Origin of the sequence: Planktotalea sp. (genome assembly GCF_050633725.1) — a bacterium.
Lineage (GTDB): Bacteria > Pseudomonadota > Alphaproteobacteria > Rhodobacterales > Rhodobacteraceae > Planktotalea.
In genome coordinates this window covers 135,737-155,915 of the sequence record NZ_JBOEHB010000012.1, presented here as the reverse complement: position 1 = coordinate 155,915, position 20,179 = coordinate 135,737, and the positions used below count along the sequence as shown (strand labels likewise).

General features: G+C 53.0%; 21 protein-coding genes. 15 read left to right on the top strand and 6 right to left on the bottom strand.

The window, feature by feature from the left end; translation table 11 throughout:
* The first annotated feature begins 56 nt into the window (after positions 1 to 56).
* The 5 genes from ACRBCU_RS11770 (at position 57) to ACRBCU_RS11750 (ending at position 3,146) form a co-directional block, all read left to right on the top strand.
* Entirely contained in the window at positions 57 to 302 is a 246-nt protein-coding gene (locus ACRBCU_RS11770) for an accessory factor UbiK family protein (protein ID WP_431365581.1), read from the top strand.
* A gap of 222 nt (positions 303 to 524) precedes the next feature.
* Positions 525 to 1,025 (top strand): YbjN domain-containing protein, encoded by a 501-nt coding sequence (locus ACRBCU_RS11765; RefSeq protein WP_431365580.1) that lies wholly within the window; start codon positions 525 to 527, stop codon positions 1,023 to 1,025.
* A gap of 30 nt (positions 1,026 to 1,055) precedes the next feature.
* Positions 1,056 to 1,868: a pyrroline-5-carboxylate reductase gene (proC, locus tag ACRBCU_RS11760; RefSeq protein ID WP_431365579.1), complete on the top strand. Its 813-nt coding sequence runs from the start codon at positions 1,056 to 1,058 to the stop codon at positions 1,866 to 1,868.
* Complete coding sequence (locus tag ACRBCU_RS11755) at positions 1,861 to 2,199, top strand: tRNA-binding protein (RefSeq protein ID WP_431365578.1); 339 nt, start codon at positions 1,861 to 1,863, stop codon at positions 2,197 to 2,199. Before proC ends, ACRBCU_RS11755 begins: the two co-directional genes overlap by 8 nt.
* Entirely contained in the window at positions 2,199 to 3,146 is a 948-nt protein-coding gene (locus ACRBCU_RS11750; RefSeq protein WP_431365577.1) for a 2-hydroxyacid dehydrogenase, read from the top strand. The genes ACRBCU_RS11755 and ACRBCU_RS11750 overlap by 1 nt, the downstream gene beginning before the upstream one ends.
* Here ACRBCU_RS11750 and ACRBCU_RS11745 read toward each other — a convergent pair.
* On the bottom strand, positions 3,143 to 3,721 hold the full coding sequence (locus tag ACRBCU_RS11745) for a thymidine kinase (RefSeq protein ID WP_431365576.1): 579 nt from the start codon (positions 3,719 to 3,721) through the stop codon (positions 3,143 to 3,145). The genes ACRBCU_RS11750 and ACRBCU_RS11745 overlap by 4 nt on opposite strands.
* Before the next feature lie 324 nt (positions 3,722 to 4,045).
* Here ACRBCU_RS11745 and ACRBCU_RS11740 point away from each other — a divergent pair, with 324 nt between their 5' ends.
* The gene (locus tag ACRBCU_RS11740) at positions 4,046 to 4,504 is read left to right on the top strand and encodes a hypothetical protein (RefSeq protein ID WP_431365575.1); all 459 of its coding nucleotides are present in this window, start codon (positions 4,046 to 4,048) and stop codon (positions 4,502 to 4,504) included.
* Between the two features lie 77 nt (positions 4,505 to 4,581).
* Here the strand turns inward: ACRBCU_RS11740 and phbB are convergent, their stop codons facing one another.
* The 3 genes from phbB to ACRBCU_RS11725 all read right to left on the bottom strand — a co-directional run bounded on the left by phbB (position 4,582) and on the right by ACRBCU_RS11725 (position 7,688).
* On the bottom strand, positions 4,582 to 5,304 hold the full coding sequence (gene phbB, locus ACRBCU_RS11735) for an acetoacetyl-CoA reductase (RefSeq protein ID WP_431365574.1): 723 nt from the start codon (positions 5,302 to 5,304) through the stop codon (positions 4,582 to 4,584).
* A 163-nt stretch (positions 5,305 to 5,467) separates the two neighbouring features.
* Positions 5,468 to 6,643 (bottom strand): acetyl-CoA C-acetyltransferase, encoded by a 1,176-nt coding sequence (locus ACRBCU_RS11730; protein ID WP_431365573.1) that lies wholly within the window; start codon positions 6,641 to 6,643, stop codon positions 5,468 to 5,470.
* A gap of 208 nt (positions 6,644 to 6,851) precedes the next feature.
* Positions 6,852 to 7,688 (bottom strand): EAL domain-containing protein, encoded by an 837-nt coding sequence (locus ACRBCU_RS11725; protein WP_431365572.1) that lies wholly within the window; start codon positions 7,686 to 7,688, stop codon positions 6,852 to 6,854.
* 118 nt (positions 7,689 to 7,806) lie between these two features.
* Here ACRBCU_RS11725 and ACRBCU_RS11720 point away from each other — a divergent pair, with 118 nt between their 5' ends.
* From ACRBCU_RS11720 to ACRBCU_RS11690, 7 genes are all read left to right on the top strand, one after another.
* Entirely contained in the window at positions 7,807 to 8,379 is a 573-nt protein-coding gene (locus ACRBCU_RS11720; RefSeq protein WP_431365571.1) for a DNA-3-methyladenine glycosylase I, read from the top strand.
* Positions 8,380 to 8,548: 169 nt separating this feature from the next.
* Complete coding sequence (gene rpsD / locus ACRBCU_RS11715) at positions 8,549 to 9,169, top strand: 30S ribosomal protein S4 (RefSeq protein WP_431365570.1); 621 nt, start codon at positions 8,549 to 8,551, stop codon at positions 9,167 to 9,169.
* Positions 9,170 to 9,409: 240 nt separating this feature from the next.
* A complete protein-coding gene (locus ACRBCU_RS11710; protein ID WP_431365569.1) occupies positions 9,410 to 10,960 on the top strand; it encodes a phospholipase D-like domain-containing protein in 1,551 nt (516 codons plus the stop codon).
* A 159-nt stretch (positions 10,961 to 11,119) separates the two neighbouring features.
* Positions 11,120 to 12,205, top strand: a complete 1,086-nt coding sequence (hisC, locus tag ACRBCU_RS11705; RefSeq protein ID WP_431365568.1) for a histidinol-phosphate transaminase — start codon at positions 11,120 to 11,122, stop codon at positions 12,203 to 12,205.
* Complete coding sequence (locus ACRBCU_RS11700; RefSeq protein WP_431365567.1) at positions 12,202 to 13,116, top strand: prephenate/arogenate dehydrogenase family protein; 915 nt, start codon at positions 12,202 to 12,204, stop codon at positions 13,114 to 13,116. The genes hisC and ACRBCU_RS11700 overlap by 4 nt, the downstream gene beginning before the upstream one ends.
* 215 nt (positions 13,117 to 13,331) lie before the next feature.
* The gene (locus ACRBCU_RS11695; protein ID WP_431365566.1) at positions 13,332 to 13,997 is read left to right on the top strand and encodes an extensin family protein; all 666 of its coding nucleotides are present in this window, start codon (positions 13,332 to 13,334) and stop codon (positions 13,995 to 13,997) included.
* Between the two features lie 262 nt (positions 13,998 to 14,259).
* Complete coding sequence (locus tag ACRBCU_RS11690) at positions 14,260 to 15,912, top strand: calcium-binding protein (RefSeq protein ID WP_431365565.1); 1,653 nt, start codon at positions 14,260 to 14,262, stop codon at positions 15,910 to 15,912.
* Positions 15,913 to 15,988: 76 nt separating this feature from the next.
* Here the strand turns inward: ACRBCU_RS11690 and ACRBCU_RS11685 are convergent, their stop codons facing one another.
* Positions 15,989 to 16,486, bottom strand: a complete 498-nt coding sequence (locus ACRBCU_RS11685) for an SH3 domain-containing protein (protein WP_431365564.1) — start codon at positions 16,484 to 16,486, stop codon at positions 15,989 to 15,991.
* 115 nt (positions 16,487 to 16,601) lie between these two features.
* Between ACRBCU_RS11685 and ACRBCU_RS11680 the strand changes: the two genes are divergently transcribed.
* Positions 16,602 to 17,588: a 2-hydroxyacid dehydrogenase gene (locus ACRBCU_RS11680; RefSeq protein ID WP_431365563.1), complete on the top strand. Its 987-nt coding sequence runs from the start codon at positions 16,602 to 16,604 to the stop codon at positions 17,586 to 17,588.
* A gap of 24 nt (positions 17,589 to 17,612) precedes the next feature.
* On the top strand, positions 17,613 to 19,361 hold the full coding sequence (ggt, locus tag ACRBCU_RS11675) for a gamma-glutamyltransferase (RefSeq protein WP_431365562.1): 1,749 nt from the start codon (positions 17,613 to 17,615) through the stop codon (positions 19,359 to 19,361).
* A gap of 14 nt (positions 19,362 to 19,375) precedes the next feature.
* On the opposite strand, the gene ACRBCU_RS11670 is transcribed toward ggt, so the two are convergent.
* Positions 19,376 to 20,023, bottom strand: coding sequence for a hypothetical protein (locus ACRBCU_RS11670; protein ID WP_431365561.1), 648 nt, complete (start codon positions 20,021 to 20,023; stop codon positions 19,376 to 19,378).
* Positions 20,024 to 20,179: the final 156 nt, after the last annotated feature.

The following is a 20,179-nucleotide window of genomic DNA, read 5'->3' as shown; positions in this document are numbered from 1 at the left end:
TGTGGCTTGGGGATTTCAAGCCCATATATCCCTCAAATGGAACGCTGGAGGCAAATATGCAAACTCGAAACAAAGTTCTAGACGATATTTCGCAACTGATGACAAACGCGATGGGTGTTGCTCAGGGCGCAAAGACCGAAGCAGAGACGGCGATGAAGTCGATGATGGATCGCTGGCTTGCGGATCGTGATTTCGTGACGCGTGAAGAATTCGATGCAGTGCGCGCAATGGCGCAAAAGGCGCGTGAAGAGAATGAAGCGCTCAAAGCGCGCCTAGCTGCTTTGGAAGCCTCCTCCAAGTAAGACGTTTCAAGATTCTAGATGAAGAATGGCTCGCCGCATCTTGTGGCGGGCCTTTTTTTGTCCACAACTTATTGCGGTTATCCCCAACTTATAGCTTTACAGATGCCCTACATATGCCCACGATATGTTGTATCGGAATGGCGTAGACATACGATATCCGTGAATTCCGCCCAAACCTAGAGGGATAAACCCTTGGGTTGAGCAGTCAAACAGGGGCAGCGCATGGCAAATCTCGAGCAATATATCGAAGACGATCTTCACCCGATTGATTTGGTGGAGCACCTCGCAGAGCATCACGAGTGGGAATTTGATCGCATTCACGATGACCAAATCGCTATGGCTGTCGAAGGCCAATGGCGTAATTATTCGATTACGCTGGCATGGTCAGCCTATGACGAAACGCTACGTTTGATCTGCACGTTTGAAATGGAGCCGCCAAAGGCCGCGCTGCCGCGACTTCATGAAGCTCTGAACGCTATTAACGATCGTTGCTGGGCGGGGGCTTTCACATATTGGGAACAGCAGCAGCTTATGGTCTATCGCTATGGGCTGGTGCTGGTGGGTGGTCAGATCGCTGGACCTGAGCAAATCGATACAATGATCAACGCGGCGGTAATGAGTGCAGAGCGCTACTATCCAGCATTGCAATTGGTAGTCTGGGGCGAGCGAAGCATCGAGGAAGCCCTACAAGTCGCCATTGCAGAGGCCTATGGGCGCGCGTAACACTTCCCCCGAAGACTAAAGGGGGTTCAGATGAATTTAGATGCTGTCGCCGAGCGCGGACTTGTCTTGCTTGGATGCGGAAAAATGGGCTCTGCAATGCTTGCAGGTTGGCTCGATGGAGGGTTGCCAGCTGCTTCCGTTTGGGTGCAGGACCCCTATCCTTCAGATTGGTTGAAATCTAGCGGCGTTCATATCAACGAAGGGTTTCCAGAGGCACCGGCGGTTGTTCTGATCGCAGTAAAGCCGCAAATGATGGAAGAGGCCCTGCCAGCGCTTGGAGCGTTGCCCAAAGCAGGCACTGTGTTTTTGTCTGTCGCAGCAGGCGTGTCGATAACGTCTTATGAAAAAGCGCTGGGCGAGGGCGCTTGTATTGTTCGAGCGATGCCAAACACACCGGCGGCAGTGAGCAAAGGGATCACTGCTATTATCGGCAACCGCTTGGCATCTGACGAAGATTTGGAGTTGGCCGAAACGCTTTTGCGTGCAGTTGGGCAAGTCGTCCGTCTGACGGCTGAATCCCAAATGGATGCGGTGACTGGCGTGTCGGGGTCTGGTCCTGCCTACGTATTTTTCATGATTGATGCTTTGGCCGAGGCGGGTATCGCGCAAGGATTACCTGCTGATCTCGCTATGCAACTAGCAAAAGCGACGGTTGCCGGGGCAGGCGCTTTGGCTGAGCAAGCTGACGAAACACCCGAACAATTACGCATCAACGTGACATCGCCAAACGGAACCACTCAGGCGGGCCTAGAAGTACTGATGGCGGATGGCGCATTGGTGCCTTTGATGGCAGAAACCGTCAAAGCGGCTGCCGATCGTTCAAGGGAGTTAGGAAATGGCTGAGATCAGTTTTGATGATTTCATGAAAGTTGAAATACGTGTCGGCCGGGTTGTTCACGCAGAGCCCTATCCCGAAGCCCGCAAACCAGCGATAAAAATGCAGGTGGATTTCGGTGGCGACATCGGCGTTAAGAAAAGTTCGGCGCAGGTCACAGCTCACTATACTCCTGAGACATTGATCGGGCGTCAGGTTATGGCGGTCGTTAATTTCCCGCCTCGTCAAATTGGTAAATTCATGAGCGAGGTATTGGTGCTTGGCGTGCCTGATGAAGACGGAGAAGTCGTCTTGATCGCGCCTGACCAAAAAGTTCCTGCGGGTGCGAGGTTATTTTGATGAGGCTTCTTATAACGCGCCCCCTTCCTGACGTGATCATCACTGCCGCGAAAGATAAGTTTGATGTCGAAGTGCGCGAGAACACAACACCGCTGGATGCAGGCGAGCTTCGCCGCGCCTTGCGTGACTTTGATGTGGTCCTACCGACTTTGGGTGATCAATTCTCAGCGCAGATATTTGAAGAAGTGCCAAATCCGCGGGCGAAAATGTTGGCGAATTTTGGAGTTGGTTTTAATCACATTGATGTGGCCGCTGCGAAGGCCGCTGGGATCGCCGTTAGCAACACGCCAGGCGCGGTGACTGACGCAACTGCAGATATTGCAATGACGTTGATGCTTATGAGTGCGCGGCGCGCTGCTGAAGGCGAACGTTTGGTCAGAAGCGGCGCTTGGGAAGGCTGGCATCCAACGCAAATGCTAGGATTGCATCTAAGCGGCAAGCATGTTGGCATTTTGGGAATGGGGCGCATCGGCGAAGCGATTGCGCGCAGGTGTCATTTCGGCTTTGGCATGACTGTGAGTTTCTACAACCGATCGCAAAAGGAAATGGATTTCCCTGCCAAGAAATGCGAGTCTTTGATCGCACTGGCGCAGCAAGTTGATGTGCTCGTTGTTGCGGTGCCTGGCGGCGAAACACAGCATTTGGTGAACGCTGATGTGCTAAGCGCAATGCAACCTCATTCTCACTTGATCAACATCGCTCGGGGTGAAGTTGTCGAAGAGGCGGCATTGATCGCTGCTCTGGAGCAAAAGCAGATCGCTGGCGCGGGTTTGGATGTCTATGAATTTGAACCTGTTGTGCCTGACGCACTGAAGCGGCTGGATAACGTCACCCTGTTACCTCATTTAGGGACCGCGACGCTAGAAGTGCGTGAAAGCATGGGAATGATGGCACTAGAAAACGCGATTGCTTTCGCTGAGGGAAGGCCATTGCCGAACCCTGTCTAAGACCCGGTCGCTTCACGCCAATGACGGCGGCACATGGAGACGTATACTTCGTTGCCGCCGATCTGAACTTGGTCTCCTTCGGTGAGCGCGCGCCCATTCTCATCTTGGCGGATCACCATCGTCGCTTTCTTTCCGCAGTGGCAAATGGTCCGTACTTCACGCATTTCGTCACAAAGCGCGAGCAAGGCCGCTGAACCCGGGAATAGCTTGCCTCTGAAATCAACGCGCAGACCATAGCACATGATCGGAACTTTGAGGTCATCGACCGCGCGGGCCAGTTGCCACACATTTTCTTCGCTCAGAAATTGGGCTTCGTCGATGAAAACACAGGCGCAGGGCCCAGCGGCTAACCGCGCTTCAATCTTCGCAAAAAGATCGTCTTCGATATCAAACGTGTCTGCTTCTTTACCTATTCCAATTCTGCTGGCGATTCGACCATCCCCAGCGCGGTTGTCAAAACGGGCGGTTAACAAGTAAACCTGCATACCGTTTTCGATATAATTGTGCGCTGCTTGCAAAAGGACGGTGGATTTGCCCGCGTTCATGGTCGAATATTGGAAATAGAGCTTAGCCATAGACGCGTTTTGCCGCTGAAATGAACTGCTGACAAGATGACTTTGCGTGAGGTCACACCGAAAAACGAAAAGGACGCGGAAAACAAGAGAACTCTGGCCTTCGCGCGTCCGATACTCTTAACATCGCTAAGAACATACCAAGTAGCAGGTACTTATGTGGAATGTTCTTCGAGATTTCACACCCTCAAAATTGAGGGGAACTAGGCACTCACTCGTCTCGAAATCTTCGAGACTGTTTACAAATGCCACATTCCAGCTAAAGGATGCATGGGAATGTAATTAGGAACTTCCCCCTAGATGAAGGGGGAGCGTCGGGGATGTCACATGGCCGGAGTAGGCAGCTATCTAAAAAAACACACGGAAGCGTTGGTTAAAGACGTGGGCATCGAGCCTGCGTGCGAGCTAACAGGCAAGTCGAAAGCAACCTTGGGGCGCTATTATTCGGACAACGATGAGCATGCTGATCGCTTTATGCCAGTCGATGCCGTTGCCGCGCTCGAAGAGGCCTCGTCTTATCCACATGTGACAGCGGCTTTGGCAGAGTTAAAGGGCATTACGCTTTCCTACGACGAAAGACGTAGAAACACTGATAACAAAGGCGGGATCAACCAAGACGTGATCGCGCTAAGCCAGCGATTTGCGATGTTGATGGCCGAGTATAACACCTCGATTGATGATGGAATCATCACGGTGAACGAAGCCAAACGTTTGTTGAAAGAGACGTTAGCAATCCAGCAGGTATTGGTGGATATGAAGCTACATCTTGAAGAAGAACAAACCTGAGTTTACCCAAATTCATATTGAATGAAAAAGCCCCGACCGATTGGCCGGGGCTTTTTGGTTTCTAATGGTAAGCGGTATTATACGAAGAACTGTGCGCCGTTCGCAGAGATCGTAGAGCCGTTGATAAAGCCCGAATCATCTGAAGCAAGGAAGGCAACGCAGCGTGCGATTTCTTCTGGCTCGCCCAAACGACCTGTTGGGATCTGGCCAATGATGCTTTCGCGAACTTTTTCTGGAACAGCCATAACCATCTCGGTTGCGATGTAGCCTGGGCAGATCGCATTCGCTGTGATGCCTGCGCGCGCACCTTCTTGTGCAAGGGACTTCACGATGCCCAGATCGCCGGCTTTTGTTGCGGCGTAGTTAACCTGTGCGAACTGACCTTTTTGACCGTTGATCGAAGAAATCACGATTACGCGGCCAAACTTGTTTTCACGCATAGAAGGCCAGATCGGGTGCACGGTGTTGAATACGCCAGTTAGGTTCGTATCAACAACTTCGCTCCACATCTCAGGTGTCATTTTGTGGAATGGCGCATCGCGCGTGATACCCGCGTTCGCAACAACAACTTCGATCGGGCCCAAGTCTGCGGTGACTTTTGCAATGCCAGCAGCGCTGTCTTCGTAGCTTGCAACGTTCCATTTGTATGTCTGGATGCCTGTTTCGGCTGTAAACGCTGCGGCCGCTTCGTCGTTGCCTGCATATGTCGCTGCGACAGTGTAACCGTCCGCTTTTAGTTTCTTAGAAATCGCCGCGCCAATGCCACGTGATCCGCCTGTTACGAGTGCAACTCTTGCCATGTTAGTCTCCATTGAAATGTGTCTTGGTAATGTTGTTACTGATTAACTTACTTGGGCGCAATAATATTACTTGTGCAAAATTGCCGCGCTTGCACAAAAAAAGTGCTGCGGTTGCAAAGAAAAGGGCACCCGAAGGTGCCCAATTCGAACCAATTTAGCGCGTTTATGGGCGCTCAAGGCACATTGCCACGCCCATGCCGCCGCCGATGCAGAGCGTTGCGAGGCCTTTTTTGGCGTCGCGGCGCTTCATTTCGAACAAGAGCGTGTTGAGGATACGTGCGCCAGATGCACCGATTGGGTGGCCAATCGCGATTGCGCCGCCGTTCACGTTTACGACTTCAGGGTTCCAGCCCATGTCTTTGTTCACGGCACATGCCTGCGCAGCAAAGGCTTCGTTTGCTTCAACAAGGTCCAGATCTTCTGCTTTCCAACCGGCTTTCTCGAGCGCCTTGCGGGATGCGTGGATCGGGCCAACACCCATAATGGATGGGTCAAGACCTGCTGTTGCGTAAGATGCAATGCGCGCGAGTGGCTCGATGCCGCGCTTTTCAGCTTCATCTGCTGTCATCAAGAGTGCGCCAGCTGCGCCATCGTTGAGGCCAGATGCGTTAGCCGCCGTGACCGAGCCGTCCTTCGTGAAGGCTGGGCGGAGTTTTTGCATCGCTTCAATTGTTGCGCCGTGGCGGATGTATTCATCCGAATCAACAATGATGTCGCCCTTGCGCGTTTTCACTGTGAAGGGAACGATCTCGTCCGCGAAGTTGCCAGCTTTCTGAGCCGCTTCCGCTTTGTTCTGTGACGCAACGGCGAACGCATCCTGCATGTCACGGGAGATTTTCCATTGGTTTGCAACGTTTTCCGCAGTTTGACCCATGTGATAGCCGTTGAAAGCATCCCAAAGGCCATCGCGGATCATCGAATCGATGTATTTCATGTCGCCCATTTTCTGACCTGCACGCAGATGTGCAACGTGGGGGCTGAGGGACATGCTTTCTTGACCGCCCGCTGCCACGATGCTCGCATCGCCCAGCTGAATGTGCTGAGCGGCAATTGCGACGGCGCGAAGGCCAGAGCCACAAACTTGGTTGATGGACCATGCAGAGGATTCGATAGGCAAACCTGCGTTTACATGTGCTTGACGCGCTGGGTTTTGGCCTTGGCCCGCTGTCAGAACCTGACCTAGGATCGTTTCAGAAACGTCAGCTGCGTCGATGCCTGCGCGCTCTACCAAGCCCTTGAGCATTGTTGCGCCCAGATCGTGTGCGGGTGTGTTTGCGAAAGATCCAAGAAAGCTGCCGACGGCTGTACGAGCAGCAGATGCAATAACGATGTTGGTCATGTTGGTCCCACCTATGTGTAACGATCAGCCCCTAGAGGGAGCGCAAAGAACAAGGAACGTCCCTGCCTGACCGGATTCCCTAGGGTCAATATCTCAAGTGGGCGCTGGTGCAAAGCGGCAGGGTGTCTCAGAGCCGCGGTTTTTGAAAAGGCAATTGGATTTACGCGTGTTCTGCCTGCCTTCTTTATGAATGCCTGGGTTTTTTGGCTCATGCACTGTGGGATGAAATCTCAATCTGTTCTTCCCATGGCGGGCGAACAGTTGGCGCGCCGAAGTAATAGCCTTGCAAGCAATCCACCCCGTTTTGCGCTAAGAATTGGGCATCTTCAGCGTTCTCAACAAACTCGGCCACAGTGAACATATCGAAATGTTGCGCGATGGAAATCAACGCTTGGAGCAAGACCTGATTGTCCGGGTTCCTTGTTATACCGCGAATAAACTGGCCGTCGATCTTGATCATATCAAAGTAGAAATCGCGCAAATATCGGAAAGACGTATAACCCGAGCCAAAATCATCCAGCGCAAAACACACGCCGCGCGATTGCAGATCGTCCATGAATGACACAACTAGTTCAGGCACCAGCATGGCAGAGCTTTCGGTGATCTCAAGGATCAAGCGTTCACCCAACGTTGGATCGGTGCGCAGGTTACGTTCAAGCACCTTTTTCCAATTGCTGTAGCCAATCGAACGAGCGGACATATTGATCGACAAGCGCAGGGCTGGATTTTTGCGCAGCGCGCGCATGCCTTTTTCAAGGGCAAGGCAGTCGATGATGCGGCCCATCTCTGTTTCTTCGATAACACTGATGAATTCGCGTGCGGGGATGATGCGTCCCGTTTCATCCAGCACCCGTATAAGCCCCTCATAAAAAGCGACGCCGCCGTTGGCTTGCATCACGGGCTGGTAGGCCAACATCACTTGCTTATGCTGAAGCGCAGCTCGCACCATATCCATGGTGGAGCGATCCCGCTGGTTAATCGCTGCAGACAGTGGATCATCGTTACTATGCGGGTCCAACTTGTTGCGTTTGCGCCGTTGCGCCATTGCAAGCCTCCTAAATGCCTTCGGATTTGATAGGCGGAGACTTCCTAAGATGAGATTAATATTCCCATTTTGTTCTAATTTGACTAAAAGCTCTATTGTAACAGGCTAGGGGCCAAAAATGGGTGAGATTTGCGGCTGGGCCGATTCTGAAGAAATCTATGTCGAATATCACAATACTGACTGGGGCGTTCCCGAGTATGATTCCCGTGCCCTTTGGGAAAAGCTTATTTTAGATGGGTTTCAAGCAGGCCTCAGTTGGATCACTATCCTTAAAAAACGAGAGAATTTTCGTGAGGCCTTCGAGGGTTTTAATCCTAATGTTATCGCGGGATGGGGCGACGTTGAAATCGAGCGTTTGTTGCAAAACCCAGGCATTGTTCGTCATCGCGGCAAAATCTCAGGAACCATTGCCAATGCCCGTGTTTGGCAGAGTATCGAGCAAGAAAAAGGCTTTGATCGCTACCTTTGGGACTATGTCGGTGGCGCGCCTATTCAAAATTCTTGGACTTCCCTGAGCGAAGTGCCTGCGTTTACCGATCTATCCACTGAAATCTCGAAGGACCTCAAAAAGCGCGGTTTCAAATTCTGTGGACCCACGATCGTGTATGCGTTCATGCAGGCGGTTGGCATGGTTAATGATCACCTGGTGACGTGCCCTTGTCATGATGCGGTGAAAAAGCTGGCAAGATAAACGCTGGCGCTGTTGACTCACCCCAGCACCTAAGTATAAGCGCCGCTCATTGGTGTTGGTGGCCCCCGCAAGGGGATGCCTGTCGGGACCACTCTGTTTAAACCTTCACGTACAGAGTGACTTCAAAGGACAGCACCTTTCAAAATTGAAAATTGAAAGGATCCAGATCGTGACCAAACGCACATCTGCCAAGTACAAAATTGACCGCCGCATGGGCGAAAACATTTGGGGTCGTCCGAAGTCCCCAGTGAATCGCCGTGAATATGGCCCCGGCCAGCACGGTCAGCGCCGTAAAGCAAAAGTTTCCGACTTTGGTTTGCAGTTGCGCGCCAAGCAGAAGCTGAAAGGCTACTACGGCGATTTGACCGAGAAGCAGTTCAAGCGCATCTTTAAAGAAGCGGACCGTGTTAAAGGCGATACAGGCGAGAACCTGATTGGTTTGCTCGAGCGCCGTTTGGACGCGGTTGTGTACCGTGCCAAGTTCGTTCCAACAATCTTTGCTGCGCGTCAGTTCGTGAACCACGGCCACGTCCGTGTGAACGGCAAGAAAGTGAACATCGCATCTTACCGCGTCAAAGAAGGCGACGTTGTAGAGGTTCGTGATCGCTCCAAGCAAATGGCTGCTGTTCTTGAAGCAACACAGCTGACAGAGCGCGACGTTCCTGACTACATGGAAGTTGACCACGCAAAATTGACAGCGACGTTCACACGCACACCTGGTCTTGGCGACGTGCCATATCCAGTGCTGATGGAACCAAACCTCGTCATCGAATATTACGCACAGAACTAAAGTTCTTAAGCGACAGAATGAGAAGGCCCGCACTTGTTGCGGGCCTTTTGCGTTTGAAGATTGGCGTCGGCAAAACGTGGCTTAGGGAAGGTTTCGAGCTAATGCGCTGGTAAACTAGGCGCGTTCAAGCATTGAACGCTTCTGCGCTTTGCGAACTCTCTCGATCAGAACAAAATCAATTTGGGAGAGACGACTATCATGTATTAGGAATGTAAGGCGAAGAAATCGGAAAGAGATTAAATGTTAATGAAGTTATTCAGATCGTTGTTTGTGCTGCTCGTCCTTTTCGGTGTGTTTGTCGTTGTCGCGCGATTGTTATTGCCGCTGCCGGACATTTCCGAGCGCCAAGATGTGACAGCCACGCCTGCAAGCGCCGATACAACGTTTGGTCGAACGGTGTTGGCCGCATCAGAGGCATTTCCGGCTCTTTCTGGTGTAGAGCCGATTGCGGACGGAACCGACGCGCTTGCAAGCCGACTGAGCATCATTGATCAGGCCGAAGAAAGCATCGAGGTGCAGTACTATATCTGGCACGACGATACTTCGGGAATTCTCTTGTTGAACGCTTTGGATCAGGCCGCGAAAAGAGGTGTGGATGTCCGCTTGTTGCTGGATGACAACGGCGTGCCAGGGCTTGACCCCTTCATGGCTGCACTAAACGCGCAAGACAACTTCGAAATCCGGTTGTTCAACCCCTCAACAGTTCGCAATCCCAAAACGATGGGGTTTCTGTTCGATTTCTTCCGAATGAACCGTCGTATGCACAATAAATCGCTTACGGTGGATGGGGCCATAACGATCATCGGCGGGCGCAATATTGGCGATGAATACTTCGAAATCGGCGACGAATTCTATAAGGATATGGATGTTTTGGCGATTGGCAGCATTGTGCCGGAAGTTGCCACGACATTTTACGATTATTGGAACAGCAATTCAGTGTTTGAGCTTGAAACCATCGTTTCAGGCAATGGCGATCGTGCTGGGTTTGACGCCCGTGTCGCATTGGTGTTGGCCTCAGAAAAAGCGCGGGCTGTTATTTCGGACGTTGAAAATAGCGCTAAAAAGTTTGCTGAAAGTGAGAACATTTTGGAATGGACCACGGTCCAGCTCGTGGCTGATGATCCGATCAAGGGTGAAGGTTTGGCAAAGCGCGATGATCTAATGATCATGCGCTTAAGTGATATTCTGGGAACCATCGAAAAACGCCTCGATCTCGTGAGTGCCTATTTCGTGCCAAGCACGCTAGGCACGAAGTACTTCACTGACCTCGCCAAACAGGGCGTCGATGTGAATATTCTGACCAATGCTATGAACACCACGGATGTGATGATGGTTCATGCAGGCTATACCAAATATCGGCGTGACTTGCTTGAAGCCGATGTTGATCTGTTCGAGCTAAAGCTGCGCGGCGGCACAACACCGGGCTCTGAAAAACAGCTTCATGCGCTTGGTTTGTCGGGCGCATCGCTTCATGCGAAAACCTTCGCTGTGGACGATAAAAGGGTCTTTATTGGCTCATTCAACTTTGATCCTCGATCCGCAATTTTGAACTGTGAAATGGGCTTCTTGATCGATAGCCCGACCATGGCGCTTGATGTCAGCCAAGCCTTTGACGGACAATTCGCTCTGGTCAGCTACATGCCAGAGCTAAGCGCAGACGGGCGCATGGTTTGGAAAGAAGCCTCAGCCACCAAAGATCCCAAAATCTGGCAGCAAGAGCCAGGCACGAGCTGGTTCAAGCAGGTCTTTCTTGTCATCCTTCAAACCCTACCGATTGAGTGGATGCTTTAAATTGGGGCTTTCGTGCTTGCGAAAGCCACTTGAGTTAGCTCCAAACCGCGATCCAAAGGGCACCCTGATGCCACGTGTCGCAGGCGCTATATGAAACACATGCCTTTCGCGCTAGCCTTCCTGATTGCGCATGGCTAAAACCCGCCTAGGGAGACAGAAATGAGCAAGATTACACCACAGTCGGGCATTCTGGATATTGCAGTCTACCAAGGTGGTTCCGCCCATGTTGAGGGTGTGAGCAATGTGGTCAAACTGTCCTCGAATGAGAACCCTTTTGGTCCCTCCGACGCTGCTATCAAAGCCTTTGAAGCGACAGCGCGGTCGTTGCACCGTTATCCGTCTTCGGATCACGCCGAATTGCGAGGTGCGATCGCAGACGTGCATGATCTCGATCCAGAGCGCATCATATGCGGTGCCGGTTCTGATGAAATCATCGCGTTTTTGTGTCAGGCCTACGCAGGCCCCGGCGATGAGGTGATTCACACTGAACACGGGTTTGCGATGTATGCGATTTCGGCGCGCGCAGCAGGTGCAACACCCGTTGAAGTGCCAGAGCGTAGCCGTGTCACGGATGTTGATGCGCTGCTTGCGGCCTGCACCGAGCGCACCAAGCTGGTGTTCATCGCTAACCCCAACAACCCTACAGGCACGATGATCGCAAGTTCCGAGCTTGCACGGCTTGCGGCCAATTTACCGAGCCAAGCGATCCTCGTGCTCGACGGAGCTTATGCCGAATATGTCGAGGGCTATGATGGCGGTGCGGCGCTGGTGGATGGGCGCGACAACGTTGTTATGACGCGCACCTTTTCAAAAATTTATGGTCTAGGCGCGCTTCGCATCGGTTGGGGCTATGGCCCCAAACATATCATTGATGTTTTGAACCGTATCCGCGGCCCGTTCAACGTCAGCAATAGCGCTTTGCAAACTGCCGAAGCGGCTGTGCGCGACCAAGCCTATGTCGCACAGTGCCGCGATGCGAACGCGAAGTGGCGGGATTGGCTAGCGCATGCGCTCGGCGAACATGGTGTTCCTTCTGATACTAGTCTCGCGAATTTCATCCTCGCCCGTTTCGGCAGCGAAGAAGAGGCGGAGGAGTGTGACACCTATCTGCAATCCCAAGGGCTGATCGTACGCCGCGTAAAGGGCTACAAATTGCCCAATGCGTTGCGTATTACTGTTGGCGATGAAGCCTCTTGCCGCCAAGTGGCACATGCGGTTGGCCAATTTAAAGGTGGCGCACGATGAGCAAGATTTACGATCGTGTCGCGCTAATTGGGCTTGGGCTAATCGCTTCGTCTTTATTCTGGGCGATCAAGCGAGATGGGTTGGCTGGCGAAGTCGTCGGCTACGCGCGCTCCAGCGAAACACGCGATACTGCGCGCGAAATCGGCCTTTGCGATACTGTCTATGACAGCGCAGCAGCGGCTGTTGAAAACGCAGATCTCGTTATTCTTTGCGTGCCCGTTGGCGCGATGGATAGTGTTGCGCGGGAAATTGCGCCTGTCTTAAAGACTGGTGCAACGATTACAGATGTGGGCTCTGTCAAGCGCGCTGTAATTGACGCCGTAGCGCCGCATTTGCCCGATCATGTTCACTTTGTTCCATCGCATCCCTTGGCAGGGACCGAGCATTCTGGGCCGCGTTCTGGTTTCGCAGAATTGTTTGAGAACCGCTGGTTCCTCGTTGTGCCTGTCGAAGGAAGCGATGAAACTGCGATCAAGAGCATTGAGGCGCTTTGGCAAGGCATCGGTTCCAACACGGCGCGCATGGACCCAGAGCACCACGATCTTGTTCTGGCAGTCACGTCGCACACGCCGCACCTGATCGCGTATACGATGGTTGGCGTTGCAGATGATCTTAGCCGCGTGACCGATAGCGAAGTGATTAACTATTCAGCGGCGGGTTTTCGCGACTTTACCCGTATTGCGGCCTCTGACCCTACCATGTGGCGCGATGTGTTCTTAAACAACAAAGATGCAACGCTGGAGATTCTAGGGCGTTTCACGGAAGAACTTTTTGCGCTGCAACGTGCAATCCGCACGGGGGATGGTGAGATGCTACATGATTATTTCACCCGCACGCGGGCGATCAGGCGCGGTATTATTGAGGCGGGGCAGGACACAGACGCTCCAAATTTCGGACGCTCAAAAACATGAAGCATTTTCTCGCAGCAGCTTTGATTGCAACTTTGGCATCTCCTGCCGCTGCGATAGCGCCCGACGCAACAATGCGCCCCTTGGCGCGCGGTGAACAACCCGCCCCGGTTTTGATGCGGCCAAAATTACGGCCAACGGCAGTTACAAAAAAATCGACAGAAAAACCGCTTGTCGTGCGCCCAAGATTGCGTCCAATGTCAGAGCAGGAAAAAGCGATGACAACAGTGGATAACGCTGAGATCGTATTGGCCTCTGCGGCTGTTGGCTTGCCGCAATCGCTATACCCAAGCAGTCGCCCAAAGGGGTTGGCTGAAAAGGTGATGGCAAAACGGCGTAAAGCCAAACGTGACGCCGCGCGGGGTGCGGTTTGCGGAGATCCTGCGTTGCAGGGCGACGTTGTCGGTATGGTTCCTGGGCGGATTAACGGATGCGGTGTGAAAAATGCGATCAAGCTTCGCTCCGTTTCGGGGGTAACGCTTAGCCAATCCTCGATCATGGATTGCACCACGGCCAAAGCGCTCAAGACATGGGTGAATGGCAGCGCCAAACCCGCATTCGGTAACCGTGGGGGTGGGTTAACTGCAATTCGTGTCGCAGCACATTATGCGTGTCGTACCCGAAACAACAGAAAAGGCGCGAAGATTTCTGAGCACGGCAAGGGTCGCGCGATAGATATTTCGGGCTTCAAGATGAAAAACGGTGAAATCATTACCGTTCTCAAAGGCTGGCGCGCTGCAAGCACAAGCAAAGCGTTAAAGCGAATGCATAAAGGCGCATGCGGCCCGTTTGGCACCGTGCTTGGCCCAAATGCAGATCGCTACCACCAAGATCATTTCCATTTTGATACCGCGCGCTATCGTTCCGGCAGCTATTGTCGCTAAGCTTTGGGTTGTTCAAACGCTCGCGATGCAACTCTGACCGTTTAAGCGTCAATCAGTCTTAACAATAAGTCGGTAAGCAACGGACAATTAATTTGCCCATTCACAAAGGCTTCTGTTAGCGTTTTCGCGCGAATTGGAAAATGTGCCATAAGCAGATGCACCGCCATTGATTAAGTAAATTGACCGTATCTGCTTCACACCCCAAAAACGTCCGGCGTGATATGCCCGGGCGCGACAACAGTTCAGACAGTGGAGAGATTTCATGCCCTCATTTGCAATCACGAACACGGTTACAACAACGCAATCGCTTACCGCTGGTCAGGTCGGGTTTGTCGGCACGCAAGGTGGGATCTACCAGACCTCTGGTGATGCGGTTACCATGAGTGGCTTTGATACTGAGTTTTTTACCGCAGGAGATGTGTTCAGTTCGGTATTTGGCGTTGACGTTGCCGCCAGCTCGCGTGTTGCCGTCACTGTCACCTCCACGGGCAGCGTACTGGGAAGTCACGACATCGCTTCCAACGGCGTCGGGATCAGCGTCTGGCACGACTCCAGCGCGACCATCGCCAATAACGGGATGATTGGTGGGTATTACGGCATTCGGCACACAGCAAATGGGGGCGGAAATTTCGAGCTGTCCAATGGAGGTCATGTTTCGGGGGTTTATCACGGGATCAATCTGACAAACATTCAATCCTTCGCCACGATATCGAACACCGGCACGATTGAATCGCAAGGCAGCGACGCGATCCATCTCTCCCAAGGGAACAACGCGACATTCTATCTTTCAAATACCGGTGACATCATCGGCGGGCGTGGCACTGCGATTCAAGTCGCGGGCGCATCAACCATGAAGTCAAACATTATTAATACCGGCAATATCATTGGCAATATTCATCTTGGTCTCGGCGACGATGTTTTTGATGGTCGTGGCGGCGTGCAGAATGTGTATATTTCGCTCTTTGCCGGCAATGACCTTTTCCGCGGAGGTGATGGTGCTGAATCAGTGCACGGTGGCACTGGCTCTGACACGCTTGTAGGTTACGATGGCGACGACTCCTTGGATGGTGGCGATGCCCGCGATATCATTCTCGGCATGAACGGTGATGACAATCTGATTGGCGGCGACGGTGATGATCTCATACGCGGCGGCAGTGGCGACGACAGCATCGACGGAGGCGGCGACAACAACGATATCCGTGGTGGTAGCGGTGAGGATACGATCGAAACGGGCAGCGGTGATGATACGATCAAAGCTGGTAAGGATGATGATATCGTTGATTCAGGGGATGGGGCTGATGTAATTTTCACTGGATCGGGTCATGATCTGGTGAATGCAGGCGTAGGCAAAGATATTATCGTTACGCGTTCAGGTGCCGATACTGTCATCGGTGGCGATGGTGATGATACCGTTATTGCTGGCGATGGTGATGATCAGGTTACTCTGGGCAAAGGATCAGATGCTGCCCTTGGCGGGCGCGGCGATGACACGATTGAGGCTGGCAAAGGCCATGACACGGTTGGTGGCGGCGCAGGTAATGACGTCGTCACAGGGGGTGACGGCAATGATCAGATCGACGGCGGTGAGGGCAATGATCAGATCACTGGCGGCAGCGGCAATGACACGATTGCGGGCAATATAGGTCATGATCTGCTCAAAGGCGGAGGGGGTGCGGATGAGTTCTACTTCATCGGCATTGATGATCTGGACCTCATCGAAGACTTCACCTTTGGCACTGACAAGATCAATTTCGAAAATCTGGGCCTGACCTTCGCGGGCTTGCAAACAGATGCCTTCGCGGATCTGAATGGCATTGGCATCATTGATCTGACCGCACTTGGGTGGAACACGATCATTCACCTTGATGGCGTGGATACTTCCACGCTGAGTGCAAGCGATTTTATCTTATCTTAAGATAGCAGCGCGGCGTTTGCGGCAATGGAAAACGCCGCGAAATCCATCTTGGGTTTCGATTCCCGGAAAGCTTAGGTCAATCCCGGATTTCCTCTGGCTTCACTCCCCAAAGCTCTGCTTTTGGGGCCCATCCTTTGTAGCCCGAAGACGTTAGCCGGCACCATGTTGGACCGCATTTTCCAAGACGGGCGATCACACCAAGTTCCAAGCGCGCCATAACGGGCGTTTCTGGATCTGCGCGTTGATAAAGAGGCATCATGTCGCGTTCGACCAGCACATAGCGCGTGCCTGACAGCAGCGAATAATGAACCCATCCGCCAGCGCCATCACGATCACGTACGCGGCGCCAGTGCCCATGCTCTGCGGTAATCTCAAGCGGCATGTCACGACGCTTGAACACCCAGTCGATGCGATGGGACAGCGACGGACCGCGCCGCACGTTTCCTTCTGACGCTTTCAAAGAGACGTATCGGGGCAAAGGTAGATTGGTTTCTGCACCGCGTTCGCCAGCGGATAGCGAAGAAGCAAGGACAGCAAACAGCGCTGCGCGCATGAGCGTTGCTATAGAGGTCATCGGTGGGCCTGTGCGGTTACTGCGTTGTTTTGTGCGCTAAGGTTCTTGAAGCTGCCAGCGCTTTTCGCCACTCTGCACTGCAAAGGCCTGTTTGAAAAGCCACAAGGAGAGCAAGATGCCATCAGAACGCCTAAGTGTTGTCGTGACGCGACGCCTGCCAGACGCGGTTCAAAACCGTCTGAATGAGCTATTCAACGTCAACTTGCGCGATGATGATGCTCCTATGCCTAAAAGCGAACTTGTCGCTGCGATCAAGGATGCTGATGTTCTTGTCTCAACTGTATCCGATGTGATTGATGCACCCTTGCTGGCGCAAGCGGGGCCTAAACTGAAGTTAATCGCGAACTATGGCGCAGGCGTAGATCACATCGACGTCGCAACCGCACGACAACGCGGTATCCTTGTTTCCAATACGCCTGGTGTTCTTACGGATGATACCGCGGATATGACCATGGCACTCTTGCTCGCAGTGACACGTCGTATTCCAGAGGGTCTTGGCGTGATGCAATCAGGAGATTGGAGCGGTTGGTCGCCAACGGCATTCCTTGGGGGTCGCATCAGTGGGCGGCGTCTGGGTATTCTTGGTATGGGCCGAATTGGCCAAGCCGTCGCAAAACGCGCGCGCGCATTCGGGATGGATGTTTCCTATCATAATCGCCGTCGTCTTCGCCCGGATGTCGAAGAGGCGCTTGGAGCGAGCTATTGCGAAGATCTAGATCAGATGGTTGCATCGGCGGACGTTCTGTCGGTCAATTGTCCGAATTCTCCATCTACGTTCCATCTGCTCAATGCGCGTCGGCTCAAATTGATGAAGCCGAATGCGGTTCTTGTGAATACATCACGTGGCGAAGTGATTGACGAAAACGCCCTGACACGGATGCTGAAGGCGAATGAAATCGCGGGTGCAGGACTAGACGTGTATGAACACGGAACCGAGGTAAGCCCCGAGCTTCAAAGCCTCTCAAACGTGGTGTTGTTGCCGCATATGGGGTCGGCTACTCAAGAAGGTCGCCAAGAGATGGGTGAAAAAGTTATCATAAATATCAAGACATTCGCGGATGGGCACCGTCCACCCGACCAGGTCGTTCCGGGAATGCTATAAAGCAACTTTATAGGAGTAAGAGAAATGCGCCAGACTTTGATTGCAACAGGTTTGGCGCTGCTCGCGCCCTTTACTGTTTTTGCCCAAGATGCAGCCGATGCGGTTCAGCCCGAAACGACAATTTCGATAGATGCGAAGGCCGCAGGCACGCCTATAGAGGCTCAGGATTGGATGGTTGTCGCTGCCAATCCCTTGGCGTCTCAAGCGGGAGCAAAGGTGCTGGAGCGCGGCGGCACGGCTGCGGATGCGATGATCGCCGTGCAAACGGTCCTTGGTCTTGTTGAGCCGCAAAGCTCTGGCCTAGGCGGTGGTGCTTTTCTGGTTTGGTATGACGCGAAAAGCGGCGAGATCACCACTCTTGATGGGCGAGAAACTGCACCTGCGGCGGCAACCCCGCGCTTGTTTCAGGATGAAAATGGCGAGCCTTTGAAGTTCTTTGATGCGGTCGTTGGCGGGCGCTCTGTCGGGGTGCCTGCAATCCCAGCGCTCATGGAGCGCGCGCATCAGAAATGGGGAAATCAAGAGTGGAGCGGGTTGTTTTACGATGCCTATTCGCTGGCTGACTATGGATTCGCAGTCTCGCCACGGCTTGCAGGTTTGATCGCTCGCGATGCTGAGAGATTGGCAAAGTACCCTGAAACCGCCAGCTATTTTCTACCTAATGGTCGCGCATTAGCTCACAATGATTTACTTACAAACAAACCTTATGCGGCCCTGATGAATGAGCTTGCCCGAAATGGGACAAAGAGCTTCTATCATGGGGAAATTGCTCAAGACATCGTCGATGCCGTGCAAAATGCGACGGGCAATCCCGGTGTGCTCAGTATGGCGGATATGGCGAACTATCAGGTGAAGGAACGCAAACCTGTCTGCGCCACTTATCGCGCCCATGAGGTTTGCGGCATGGGTCCTCCATCCTCTGGCGCGCTGACGGTCGGACAGATTCTCGGAATGCTCGAAGGCTATGATCTGGCCGCGATGGGGCCTCAGAATCCGCATGCGTGGCGCTTGATCGGTGATGCGTCGCGGCTCGCCTTTGCGGATCGTGGGCGGTACATGGCGGATAGCGATTTTGTGCCTGTGCCGAGCAAAGGCCTGCTTGATCCCGCATATCTGTCCAATCGCGCAGAGGCGCTTGATGGTGGCCCTGCACTTGGGAGCGTTAGCGCAGGCATGCCTGCCTTTGATCACGCAATGAACTGGGCAGATGACGAGAGTTTAGAGCTGCCCTCGACCAGCCATATCTCGATCGTGGATAGCTATGGCAACGCGCTCAGCATGACGAGTACGATTGAAAACGCTTTCGGATCGCGCCTCATGGTGCGTGGTTTTCTGCTGAACAACGAGCTGACAGATTTCTCGTTCCGCTCACACAAAGACGGCGTTCCAATCGCCAACGCGATTGCCCCCGGCAAACGACCACGTTCGTCGATGGCTCCGACCATTGTACTGAAAGACGGAAAACCCGTGCTGATCGTCGGCAGTCCCGGCGGTAGCCGCATTATCGGTTATGTCGCGAAAACAATCATCGCGCATCTTGATTGGGACATGGATGTGCAAGCTGCCGTATCGTTTGGTCACGCGGTGAATCGATTTGGCACTTATGATCTTGAGAAAGGTGGCGCGATGGAGGCTATGGCTCCTGATCTGGAGGCGCTGGGGTATCAGGTAAACGTACGAGACCTGAATTCGGGGCTTCACATCATCGCAGTAGGTGACGTGTTACAGGGCGGCGCTGATCCACGACGCGAAGGTGTTGCATTGGGTCAATAAGGTGCCAAACCGTGCTAGGGCCACGCCTTGGGCAGGGCCCCAGATTTTTGGGCAGCAGCGGTTGTGGTTTTATACGAAGACATCTTATGCGACGAAAACCAGTTTCTCGGCGGCGGCACCAAAAGCTTGGTTACACCCATATGATGAAATCCAGATGGTAGCGTTGGTACGAGATCATCGTTGCGGTTGATCAGGAGGCATAGTTTGTCGTGTTTAACCGGGCCATTCACCAACTTGGGGCGCGGCGCGGCAAAACCAATGGCAGGCGCAGCATAACTTTTCGAGAGGATTTGCGCTGCTGCTGCGCCAAGCGAATGGCCAATGATGGTGTCTGGCTTGAGATTCTCGGTGTCGAGCCAATCATAGATTACCTTTGCATAGGCCAAGAAACCCTGATGCCAAAACGTACCTGATGCGCCTTTTTCGCTCCCTCCGTCCTTGAGGTGAAGCCGCTTATTCCCTAGGCGCAAAGGACGCAGGTTATACCTTAGATAATCGCGAACCGTGTTAGAGCCGGGAAGCAACAAGATGCCTCCTTCTAACACATAGGCCTGAACGTCGCGGTGCGGGCAGGACTTGACCAGTTTCGGCGAAACAATGCGCCCAATGTCATAGCTCGCCTCCGCCAGTGTAGCCGCGTCATCGAGCGAAATATGAGCCATTTGAACCTCCTAAGTCAGCATCTACATACTACTTCTAGTTGCTGTTTGATCAATCATCGTGTTCCATTCTCTACAAAGGTCGCAATTTTGCAGTATTAAGTCGGCTGAACCCTTCGCGTTCGCTTTGCATTTGGCAAAACAGGGGCAACGATGGTC

Excerpts from the sequence above, each read along its gene's own strand:
- ACRBCU_RS11770 (WP_431365581.1), top strand. The coding sequence starts at position 57 with ATGCAAACTCGAAACAAAGTTCTAGACGATATTTCGCAACTGATGACA.
- ACRBCU_RS11765 (WP_431365580.1), top strand. The coding sequence starts at position 525 with ATGGCAAATCTCGAGCAATATATCGAAGACGATCTTCACCCGATTGAT.
- proC (WP_431365579.1), top strand. The coding sequence starts at position 1,056 with ATGAATTTAGATGCTGTCGCCGAGCGCGGACTTGTCTTGCTTGGATGC.
- ACRBCU_RS11755 (WP_431365578.1), top strand. The coding sequence starts at position 1,861 with ATGGCTGAGATCAGTTTTGATGATTTCATGAAAGTTGAAATACGTGTC.
- ACRBCU_RS11750 (WP_431365577.1), top strand. The coding sequence starts at position 2,199 with ATGAGGCTTCTTATAACGCGCCCCCTTCCTGACGTGATCATCACTGCC.
- ACRBCU_RS11745 (WP_431365576.1), bottom strand. The coding sequence starts at position 3,721 with ATGGCTAAGCTCTATTTCCAATATTCGACCATGAACGCGGGCAAATCC.
- ACRBCU_RS11740 (WP_431365575.1), top strand. The coding sequence starts at position 4,046 with ATGGCCGGAGTAGGCAGCTATCTAAAAAAACACACGGAAGCGTTGGTT.
- phbB (WP_431365574.1), bottom strand. The coding sequence starts at position 5,304 with ATGGCAAGAGTTGCACTCGTAACAGGCGGATCACGTGGCATTGGCGCG.
- ACRBCU_RS11730 (WP_431365573.1), bottom strand. The coding sequence starts at position 6,643 with ATGACCAACATCGTTATTGCATCTGCTGCTCGTACAGCCGTCGGCAGC.
- ACRBCU_RS11725 (WP_431365572.1), bottom strand. The coding sequence starts at position 7,688 with ATGGCGCAACGGCGCAAACGCAACAAGTTGGACCCGCATAGTAACGAT.
- ACRBCU_RS11720 (WP_431365571.1), top strand. The coding sequence starts at position 7,807 with ATGGGTGAGATTTGCGGCTGGGCCGATTCTGAAGAAATCTATGTCGAA.
- ACRBCU_RS11710 (WP_431365569.1), top strand. The coding sequence starts at position 9,410 with ATGTTAATGAAGTTATTCAGATCGTTGTTTGTGCTGCTCGTCCTTTTC.
- hisC (WP_431365568.1), top strand. The coding sequence starts at position 11,120 with ATGAGCAAGATTACACCACAGTCGGGCATTCTGGATATTGCAGTCTAC.
- ACRBCU_RS11700 (WP_431365567.1), top strand. The coding sequence starts at position 12,202 with ATGAGCAAGATTTACGATCGTGTCGCGCTAATTGGGCTTGGGCTAATC.
- ACRBCU_RS11695 (WP_431365566.1), top strand. The coding sequence starts at position 13,332 with ATGACAACAGTGGATAACGCTGAGATCGTATTGGCCTCTGCGGCTGTT.
- ACRBCU_RS11690 (WP_431365565.1), top strand. The coding sequence starts at position 14,260 with ATGCCCTCATTTGCAATCACGAACACGGTTACAACAACGCAATCGCTT.
- ACRBCU_RS11685 (WP_431365564.1), bottom strand. The coding sequence starts at position 16,486 with ATGACCTCTATAGCAACGCTCATGCGCGCAGCGCTGTTTGCTGTCCTT.
- ACRBCU_RS11680 (WP_431365563.1), top strand. The coding sequence starts at position 16,602 with ATGCCATCAGAACGCCTAAGTGTTGTCGTGACGCGACGCCTGCCAGAC.
- ggt (WP_431365562.1), top strand. The coding sequence starts at position 17,613 with ATGCGCCAGACTTTGATTGCAACAGGTTTGGCGCTGCTCGCGCCCTTT.
- ACRBCU_RS11670 (WP_431365561.1), bottom strand. The coding sequence starts at position 20,023 with ATGGCTCATATTTCGCTCGATGACGCGGCTACACTGGCGGAGGCGAGC.